Here is a 9,207-nt window from a genome sequence, read left to right as displayed (position 1 = left end):
GAGATTAGCGCAAGGGCTTTTTTGCATTTAATTTCGATAAACCATTTAAGTGCACACAAAGCCAGCTAAACGTATAATTAAAGTACATGGAAGTCAATTTTTAAGCTTTTTATCAGTTATTAACCCAGTATAATTCACTTACTAATCTTATAAAGAGTATCAATGATGTTGAAATCACTGCGTAGCTATAAAGGTGTAACCCCAACACTCAATAAAAGTGTCTATATAGATGAAGCCTCTGTTCTTGTGGGTGACATTACCTTAGATGATGATGCCAGTGTTTGGCCCATGGTCGCGGCAAGAGGAGATGTGAATCGTATTTATATTGGCAAGCGAACGAATATTCAAGATGGCAGCGTTTTGCATGTAACCCGTAAATCAACCTCCAATCCAGAAGGACACCCCCTTATTATTGGAGATGATGTCACTATTGGACATAAAGCCATGCTCCATGGTTGCCAAGTCGGTAATCGTATTTTAATCGGCATGGGAGCGATCATTTTAGACGGGGCCATATTAGAAAATGACATTATTCTTGGCGCAGGCGCTTTAGTTCCCCCCGGTAAAACATTAAAATCGGGCCATCTTTATGTCGGTAGTCCAGCGAAACAAATACGTCCACTAACACAAGATGAACTCGCATTCTTGCCTCAATCTGCAGTCAACTACGTCAAATTAAAAGATGAATATATAAAAGAGGTGAGCTAAGCCTCCTTGTTGTCGACATCAAGCTGAGATATTATATCTAAGATTTAATTGGATTAAATTATAAATATGGTCATGGAAGACAAATCCCCTACTTTTCTTCTATGTCTATAACCCCAATAAACACAGTTGAGAAATAAAAAAACATGAAAAAAAATGTAGTAGCCTTAATATTCACAGTTGTCGCAGGAAGTTTATTACAAGGCTGCGCACCATCTAGCTATAAAGTAAGCGCCCCCGCAGTATCCAATATTAAGTTTCACCTTAACGATGAATCCCAGCAACAGGTTTCTATCACTGATAACAGAGCTGATTCGGAGAAAACATTCTCTTATGGTGTATTAAAAGCAGATTTGATATTAGCTGAAACGAAGCTTGATCCTGTTGATTACTTAAAAACAAACACAGCTAAAGAACTAAATGCACGCGGTATAAAAACAGCTTTTGTTGAAAGTTCTGAGTCAGATGTAAAACTCAATAAGCTAGTGATGCGCAATCATAGAACAAATGCATACACTCCTTTTATTACTTTTACTATGCTAAGTGCTGATATTCCAACAAAAGAAGGCAACAAACGAATTGGTGTTTTCATTAAACGAGGTAAAGTACCCGTTTGGTCATTCAACGAAATCATAGAACCTACCCTAAACGAGCCACTTGATTTACTCGTAAAAGAGTTCGCAGCAAAGCTAAATAACTACTTATACCATGCAAAAGCAAGTGATGCCGATGTACAAAGTTTGATTGCAAAAATAAACAACAAGAAGCAAGATAAGAAAAAGTACATGGATGTGTATCAATTAGGGTTTAGCAATAATCCAAAAGCAATACCTGCAATATATGACTTAACAAAATCAGATGACGAATATATCCGCATGGCAGCCATTTCATCTCTAGGTACTTTACAAGCACAAGAACACTTTGATTACTTAAAAAGTTTAACGGTCAAAGCAGATACTTGGACAGACAGAGCTATGGCATTAAAAGCCATTGGAGACCTCAACACAGATGGAGCCAGACAATTTTTATCACAGCATAAAGCGAGTTTGGAATCCGAAAAAGACAAAGAAAAAAACTGGAGTAGTGAAATAATTAACCTATATCTTTAATATTTTTAAAAGAGATATCAATATCACCTTGGCCATCACTCTGCTTTATTGCTAAGGTGATGGCCTCTTCAAGGTCAAATTGGTACTCAGTATAAATAGCTTCAGCTTCATCTTTCTTCACATCTGATACAAAGCAATCTAAGAGAAAACCATTCACCATAGCCTGGATTTTAAGCCCTTGCTCTGACCATTGATAACTATCGAGAATTTGCACACTTTGATTCATAACAGACCCTAGGAGAATGATTAAAGTTGAGAACGCAAACGCGCCAATACAGATGACACCTCTGGCATCACTCCTCGCCAAAGATAAAAGCTTTGTGCCGCTTGATTCACAAGCATCCCCAAACCATCAATCACCTTATTAGCCTCTTGAGCTGTAGCCCATTGATTAAATAATGTGACTTCAGCGCCATAAGACATGTCATAACATAACGTCCTCTGACTCACTATACTTCCAGGCAAAGTAATTAGCTTACCTGTTAATCCAGCTGACGTTGAATTAATAATCACATCATACTCATTCGCTAGCGCTTCAAGCGGTATTGCTTCCACAGGGCCAAACTCTTTAAATATTTGAGCTAACTGCTCCGCTTTACTATGAGTCCGATTACAAATAGTAAGTTGAACTCCTGCCTCTAATAATGGCTTAATACACCCTCTAGCAGCACCGCCCGCCCCCACTAAGAGTACTTTATTGCCTTTCAGATCACCAAAATGCTGCCTCAAATCACTGACCAAACCGACCCCATCAGTATTATCCCCTCGAATACGGCCATCATCTAAACGTATTAAGGTATTCACAGCACCAGCCAGTTGGGCCAATTCACTTAGCTCATCACAAGCCTCAAAAGCTTGTTCTTTAAAGGGCGCGGTGACATTAGCACCTTTCCCCCCCGCCTTAAAGAATGCTGCCAATGTTTGGGGAAAATCATCAACTGGAGCGAGAATAGCTTGGTAAGTGATTTTTTGCTGAGTTTGCATAGCAAACTCAGCATGAATAAAAGGTGATTTACTCTGCGCAATAGGATTGCCAAAAACCGCATACTTCTCAATCATCAATTTTATCCTCATTTTTCGTAGAGCCATGATACCTCAAACCACAAAAAAAAATAGGGTTAGCCATTCTAGACTAACCCTATTCTTTTTTACTATCTACATTAGAGACAATTAATATTCTATAATTAAATTATGCTCGAGATAAACATGTTTTAATCTCGATAAGCTAGGTGACGGCTAGCCATTTGAAGCTCCTTTTCTTTAAATAAAAATGGCTTTTAAGAAAAAGTAAAACACGTTTAGCCGGATCCTACGGACAACATTTATGATGCAGAAACAATCACCAAAGATCATCAGCCCCTAAAGTTACTGAGAATAAGCCGCAGGCATACTTGATTTTGTCATATAACGATCTCGAAGTAAGTCTTGACGACTTTCAAGGGGTTGTTCTTTACCTGCTATCCACATTTGTTGTACATGACTACTATATTCAAATGGATCATCATTCCACAACACCACATCTGCTGACTGACCAACTGCAATCCGTCCCGCATCAAGCTGGAAAATATCAGCGGCATTTGCAGTAACGGCTCTCATCGCTGCACTATACTCCATACCATTTGCAACGGCATGACCAGCGTTGTAGCGTAAAGCATAAATACCATGAGCATCACCACCAGTTGTTAAAATAACCTTAACACCAGCCTGAGTTAATTTAGCCGCATTATTTGAAGCATTATTCAAAGAATCAAAACTTTCAGGTAAATTGCGCATCGCATTCATCACCACCGGGACATTCTCTTTCGCCAATAGCGGCGCTACAGCTACAGCATCAGCCGCGCCAAGCAGCACTAACTTCAAACCAAAGCGCTGCTTAAGTTTAATCAGTTGTATGATATCACTGCCGCGATCAACTCTAACAATTAATGTTTTTTTACCTGCAAGTACCGCATCGATAACAGCATTCTCTCTCACTGATTCGGCTTTTAAAGAGTTGGCAGTCGCTTTTTGAATCACTTCACTTGCAGCTTGCTGACGCTCTTCTAGCTTATTTTTGAGCACTTGCATCCCCACGATACGAGAGCCTTCCTTAACGGCACCTAATTTCAAAAACAAGGCTTGCTCAGTCGCAATAATGCTATCCCATTCTCCCGTCAATTCAACTGTAATGGTTTGCCCTGCAAAAATACTGTCTTTTTCAGCACTGGCTGCAACAACATTGCGTGTGATCCCGCCTTTTCTGGCAAAAGGGATTGCCGTACTTTTAGGGTTAAATCCAAGGCTAGGATCAAATGTCACATCTGCTTTTTTATCTTTATTATCTTGAGTGATTGATTCCAACTCTATTTCAACTAAACCTAAAGCGTTCATCACACCAATAAAGCCCGGTGTCAGTACTCCTCCTTGAGCATCAATAATCGTATCGGCTTCAATATTCTCAGGATTGACTGCTATGATTTTACCCGCTTCCATTACAATTGATGCATTAGCCAATACACCTTGCTCTGTCGCGGTGTAAATTTTCGCATTAGTAATCGCAAGCGTTTGTGCCTGAGCAGTCCAAGAGGCGATAGCCACCAACATTGACATCACTAATAATGAACCATTAAATTTTTTCAATGCCTTATCCCTTAACCTTGACCTAACATGAAATCACTTGTTGCTCGATAAGCATCATCTTGACGATCAAATACCTTAGCCCCATCAATAAAAACTTGTTCTGCTTGCGCATAAACACTGAAAGGGTTACTCCCCCAAATCACAATATCAGCATTTTTTCCAACTTCAATTGACCCCGTTTTATCCGCAATACCTAGAGACTGTGCAGCATTGAGTGTGATCCAACGAATGGCATCCGCCTCGGTTAACGCAAATCCATGTCGATTAGCGTTATACATAATTTTGGCCGCCTCTTGATTTAAACGTTGAATCGTCATATTAGAATCTGAATGAACCACAGCACAAGAATTCGCCACAGCATCGACTATTGCGACATTTTCTAAAACCATATCATTGGCCTCCATTTTAAATCCCCACCAATCAGGCCACATTGCGGCGCAATTTCCATTTTGAGCGAGTAGATCGGCAATCTTGTATGCTTCTATGGCGTGATGGAAAGTACCAGAGTGGTAATTAAACTCTTTACCTAAATCTATCATCATCGCCATTTCTTCAGATTTATAGCAGTGATTATGGATCAAAATATCGCCTTCTAAGACCCCTTTCAGCGTGTCATTAGTCAAGTCTCTTTTCGGAGGGGTAGGATTTAATCCCGCGGCATAATCGGCATCATATTGATCCCATGCACGTTTATATTCTGTTGCTTCTGCAAATGCTTGACGATATCCGGCCATATTTCCCATTCGCGTCATAGGCTCTTGCTTGCGCTTACCATAAACCCTTTTTGGGTTTTCACCACACGCCATTTTTAATCCATAAGGTGCATCTGGAAATTTCATTCCTTGCATAGTAACGGCAGGTACATTTCTTAACGTCACCCCACGCCCACCGATAAGATTACCTGAGCCGGGTAAAATCTGCAGTGTCGTCACTCCCCCTTCACGGGCACGATTAAAGGCTGGATCTTGAGGCCATACACTGTGCTCTGCCCAAACTTCAGCAGTCACAGGGGAAGTCATTTCATTACCATCTTGATGTGACGATGTCCCCGGACTAGGATAAACACCTAAATGAGAGTGAACATCAATAATACCCGGTGTGATCCACTTACCCGTTGCATCAATAACCGTCACGTCATTGGCAATAGTATTCGTTTTAGCCAGTTGCTTACCAATTGCGGTAATTTTACCTTGGGTAAATAATAAATCTGTATTCTCAAGCTTATTTCCAGCAGCCGTTAACACAGTGGCATTGGTCACTAACGTCATACTGTGAGGTAAGGCTTGGTAAGTACTTGGATAAGGATTTTGATCAATACTCACATGGGGTGCGTGTTCTTGAGCCTGTTCGCATCCAGAGAGTATTACAGATACCGTAATTATGCTTAATAACGGTGCAAATCTAATCATATTACTTCCTATTATTATTTTGCCTTAATCTAACCAAGTTATTAACAAAAATACAGTTAATAATTAAATCAATTTGTAGCAAAATATTAACAGGTGCAAAAATACAATACACTGCCACCCTATTACCCATTATCAAAAATATCATTATAATCTCAGCAGGTTTCTATTAAGGTAAGTACAGTAATCAATGAAGTGGCTAAAGACGTTATTTGCTATCGACGAATCTGATAATACAAAAAATGATGACCGTGACAAAACTCAGTCAAATGCCTATGAATTAATTGGTGGTGAAAAAACCATTCGTTTATTAGCAAAAGAATTTTATAAACAAATGCGACAACGTAAAGATACTGCGCCTTTACTAGCCATTCATCGCTCGCCGATTAATGACTCTGAACAGAAATTGTTTGAATTTTTAAGTGGCTGGTTAGGTGGCCCACAACTATACCAACAAAAGTATGGTCATCCTGCGTTGCGAGCGAGGCATATGCCGTTTGCTATTAATCAATCAATGGTCGATCAGTGGCTCACTTGTATGGAGCAAGCCATTATCAAGGTAATAAAAAAGCCTGAGCATCAACGAGTGATTTTTCAGGCCATTTCGACACTTGCCAATAACATGCGCAATAAAAACTAGCTCTCGAACTGTAACCAGTCTTGAGGCTTAAGATAGCGCTCGTATAGTTCTGCCTCTTGGGAATCTTCTTCTGGAATATAACCATATTCCCAGCGCACTAGAGGCGGCATCGACATCAAGATAGATTCTGTTCGTCCTCCCGTTTGTAAACCAAACAACGTACCTCGGTCATACACCAAATTAAACTCAACGTAACGGCCGCGTCGATACAGCTGAAACTGACGCTGATGCTCATTAAACTCAGTATTTTTTCGACGTTCAACAATGGGGGTGTAAGCGGTTAAGAATCCTTCACCAACTGCCCGCATAAATGCAAAACTCTTATCAAACCCATCTTTGTTTAAATCATCAAAGAACAGGCCTCCCACCCCTCGAGTTTCATTACGGTGAGGTAGCCAAAAATACTCATCACACCACTTTTTGTACTTCGAATAAACAGCTTCACCAAAAGGTTCACATAAGGTTTTTGCCGTTTCATGCCAATGCACAACATCGTCTAAATAAGGATAAAAAGGGGTTAAATCAAAGCCACCACCAAACCACCAAACAGGATCCGCACCTTCTTTATAAGCAATAAAAAATCGCACATTGGCATGAGTCGTCGGTATATGCGGGTTATTGGGATGGATCACTAAAGACACTCCCATTGCCTCAAAACTGCGTCCAGCCAACTCTGGTCTATGCGCCGTCGCAGATGCAGGCATCGCATCACCCATGACATGTGAAAAGTTAACGCCAGCTTGCTCAAACACTTTACCTTGAGTTAAGACACGGCTTTGTCCACCGCCGCCTTCTGAGCGAGTCCATTGATCTTCTTTAAATTCAGCTTGCCCATCTAATGCCGTCAAACCGACACAAATGTTATTTTGTAATTCAAGCAAAAACGCTTTTACTGTACTCGCATCAGGTATACTCATTACGCTTATTATCCTTGTCTTAAAATTTGTCCACTGATACTGTCTATAATCGTTGATGGCGCTTGTTGTGATCCAAGGTCTCCCATCACAACACCGGCTATTTTACTTTCAAATTGCTGTTTAATTTCAGTTATCGACATCGCAGGATCAGCCCCAGATAAATTGGCACTCGTCGAAATAATCGGCTTATTAATGGCATGACATATATTGCGTATACCTTCATGTGCAGAAACGCGTACAGCAATGGTGTCAAATGTGCCTCTTAATAAAGGAGACAAATTGGCTTTACTCGGCATAATAAAGGTATAAGGGCCTGGCCACTTACTGTGTACAAAAGCTAATTGTGATGAACTTAATTTGGATTCATCAATATAAGGCAATAATTGTTGATAATCTCCAGCAACGAGTATCAATCCCTTTTGCCAAGGTCTCTGTTTAACAGCAAGCAATGCTTCAATCGCAGGTAAATTATCAGGATCGCAACCTAAGCCATAAACAGCTTCAGTCGGGTATGCAATGACACCACCATTATCTACTAAAACAGCCACTTCAGATGGCGAAATTTCTAACATTATTTCCTCAATAACTTCATAGATGTTTAAAAAGCAACATAGCTTTATTCAATAGCTCGTTTGTATTTACATGATTTTCTAGGACATTCAACACGTAAGCCTGTCGCTCCCTTACGTTCCACTAAGATTGAAAAGTCACATTTCGGGCATGACTCTGCTACCGGTCTATAATTCACAATAAACTTACACTCAGGATAACCACTACACGCATAAAAACTCTTTCCAAATCGACTGGTTTTATGCACTAAATCCCCTTCCTGACAAATAGGACAACGCACAATATCATTGTTTTCATCTTGTGAATGCCTTTCAATGTAATGACATTGAGGATATTGCGTACAACCAATAAACAATCCAAACCGCCCCGATTTCACGGCTAATTCATTGCCACAATCAGGACATTTGGACCCCGCTATCACTTGCGCTTCAATATGCTCCATTTGCACCAATGGCCGAGTATAATCACAAGTCGGGTAATGCTCACACCCTAGAAATCCACCATGCTTACTGTTTTTGATCATGAGATTACCGTGGCACAAAGGACAAACCTCTTGCACTTTGGAATAAGACTGAAATAAACCTTGATCGATTTTTACCATGATATTCTCAATTAAGTGTCTGGAGCTTTCACATATTCATTCAATAATGAAGTCGAATAAAGCCTATTCTAACAAGTCTTATCGGATCAAAAAAGGAAGCTTTCGCTTCCTTTTATTACTTAACATGCACACTTTAACTAAAACCTTGCCCCTTATTATCAGATCTTAAGAATGAAGCCGTCCATCTGGCTGCTCAAAAATCAAATCTTCCATTTGTTCATAAGCGGATTCATGTCCCGGTGCATTAAATAACACCATCAATACTACCCATTTCAAATCATCTAAGCCCAGTGTCGTTTCATCAATTTCCATCACTCGATCAACCACCATTTCTCGAGTTTCAACACTTAACACCTTAATCTGCTCTAAAAAGAGCAAGAAGCCACGGCTTTCTACATCGATTTTATCCATTTCATTTTGGGTATAAATCCGAAAAGAATGTTGCGTATGATCACATAAGTAAGGTTTATCGCTCTCCTGTAAGTCTGCTAAACATTCTAGCCAAGTTAAAGCCTTTATAATATCGGCTTGATGAAATCCAGCCCGTGTCAGTTCTTTGGTCAACTCGTCCTCATCGACAAGTAACTCTACTTCACCATGAACATAGTTTTCAAATAAATACATGAGGATATCAAACATG

The 9,207-nt window shown here is 40.0% G+C and carries 11 protein-coding genes; 3 read left to right on the top strand and 8 right to left on the bottom strand.

What is annotated here, in order from left to right; all coding sequences use genetic code 11:
- The first annotated feature begins 165 nt into the window (after positions 1–165).
- Entirely contained in the window at positions 166–708 is a 543-nt protein-coding gene (locus tag Q0976_RS11920) for a gamma carbonic anhydrase family protein (RefSeq protein ID WP_299494055.1), read from the top strand.
- Positions 709–851: 143 nt separating this feature from the next.
- Entirely contained in the window at positions 852–1,814 is a 963-nt protein-coding gene (locus tag Q0976_RS11915; protein WP_299494052.1) for a HEAT repeat domain-containing protein, read from the top strand.
- Here Q0976_RS11915 and Q0976_RS11910 read toward each other — a convergent pair.
- The 4 genes from Q0976_RS11910 to Q0976_RS11895 form a co-directional block, all read right to left on the bottom strand.
- Positions 1,798–2,040 carry a DUF1488 family protein gene (locus tag Q0976_RS11910; protein WP_299494051.1) on the bottom strand — a complete coding sequence of 81 codons (243 nt, stop codon included), beginning with the start codon at positions 2,038–2,040 and terminating at the stop codon, positions 1,798–1,800. The two genes, Q0976_RS11915 and Q0976_RS11910, sit on opposite strands and share 17 nt — an antisense overlap.
- A 20-nt stretch (positions 2,041–2,060) precedes the next feature.
- Positions 2,061–2,873: a shikimate dehydrogenase gene (gene aroE, locus Q0976_RS11905; RefSeq protein ID WP_299494050.1), complete on the bottom strand. Its 813-nt coding sequence runs from the start codon at positions 2,871–2,873 to the stop codon at positions 2,061–2,063.
- 306 nt (positions 2,874–3,179) lie between these two features.
- Complete coding sequence (locus Q0976_RS11900; RefSeq protein ID WP_299494049.1) at positions 3,180–4,433, bottom strand: amidohydrolase family protein; 1,254 nt, start codon at positions 4,431–4,433, stop codon at positions 3,180–3,182.
- 11 nt (positions 4,434–4,444) lie between these two features.
- A complete protein-coding gene (locus Q0976_RS11895) occupies positions 4,445–5,842 on the bottom strand; it encodes an amidohydrolase (protein ID WP_299494048.1) in 1,398 nt (465 codons plus the stop codon).
- A gap of 187 nt (positions 5,843–6,029) precedes the next feature.
- On the opposite strand from Q0976_RS11895, the gene Q0976_RS11890 reads away from it, so the two are divergent.
- Positions 6,030–6,479: a group II truncated hemoglobin gene (locus Q0976_RS11890; protein ID WP_299494047.1), complete on the top strand. Its 450-nt coding sequence runs from the start codon at positions 6,030–6,032 to the stop codon at positions 6,477–6,479.
- On the opposite strand, the gene hemF is transcribed toward Q0976_RS11890, so the two are convergent.
- The 4 genes from hemF to Q0976_RS11870 all read right to left on the bottom strand — a co-directional run bounded on the left by hemF (position 6,476) and on the right by Q0976_RS11870 (position 9,206).
- Positions 6,476–7,396, bottom strand: a complete 921-nt coding sequence (gene hemF / locus Q0976_RS11885) for an oxygen-dependent coproporphyrinogen oxidase (protein WP_299494046.1) — start codon at positions 7,394–7,396, stop codon at positions 6,476–6,478. The genes Q0976_RS11890 and hemF overlap by 4 nt on opposite strands.
- An 8-nt stretch (positions 7,397–7,404) precedes the next feature.
- Positions 7,405–7,968 carry an L-threonylcarbamoyladenylate synthase gene (locus tag Q0976_RS11880; RefSeq protein WP_299494045.1) on the bottom strand — a complete coding sequence of 188 codons (564 nt, stop codon included), beginning with the start codon at positions 7,966–7,968 and terminating at the stop codon, positions 7,405–7,407.
- Between the two features lie 44 nt (positions 7,969–8,012).
- Positions 8,013–8,567: a topoisomerase DNA-binding C4 zinc finger domain-containing protein gene (locus tag Q0976_RS11875; RefSeq protein ID WP_299494044.1), complete on the bottom strand. Its 555-nt coding sequence runs from the start codon at positions 8,565–8,567 to the stop codon at positions 8,013–8,015.
- A gap of 165 nt (positions 8,568–8,732) precedes the next feature.
- Positions 8,733–9,206, bottom strand: coding sequence for a DUF494 family protein (locus Q0976_RS11870; protein WP_299494043.1), 474 nt, complete (start codon positions 9,204–9,206; stop codon positions 8,733–8,735).
- Between the last annotated feature and the right edge of the window lies 1 nt (position 9,207).

Source organism: uncultured Shewanella sp. (assembly GCF_947501665.1).
Classification (GTDB): Bacteria; Pseudomonadota; Gammaproteobacteria; order Enterobacterales; family Shewanellaceae; genus Shewanella.
Note: the sequence above shows the minus strand (reverse complement) of the source record. Positions and strands in the feature narration are given on the sequence as shown.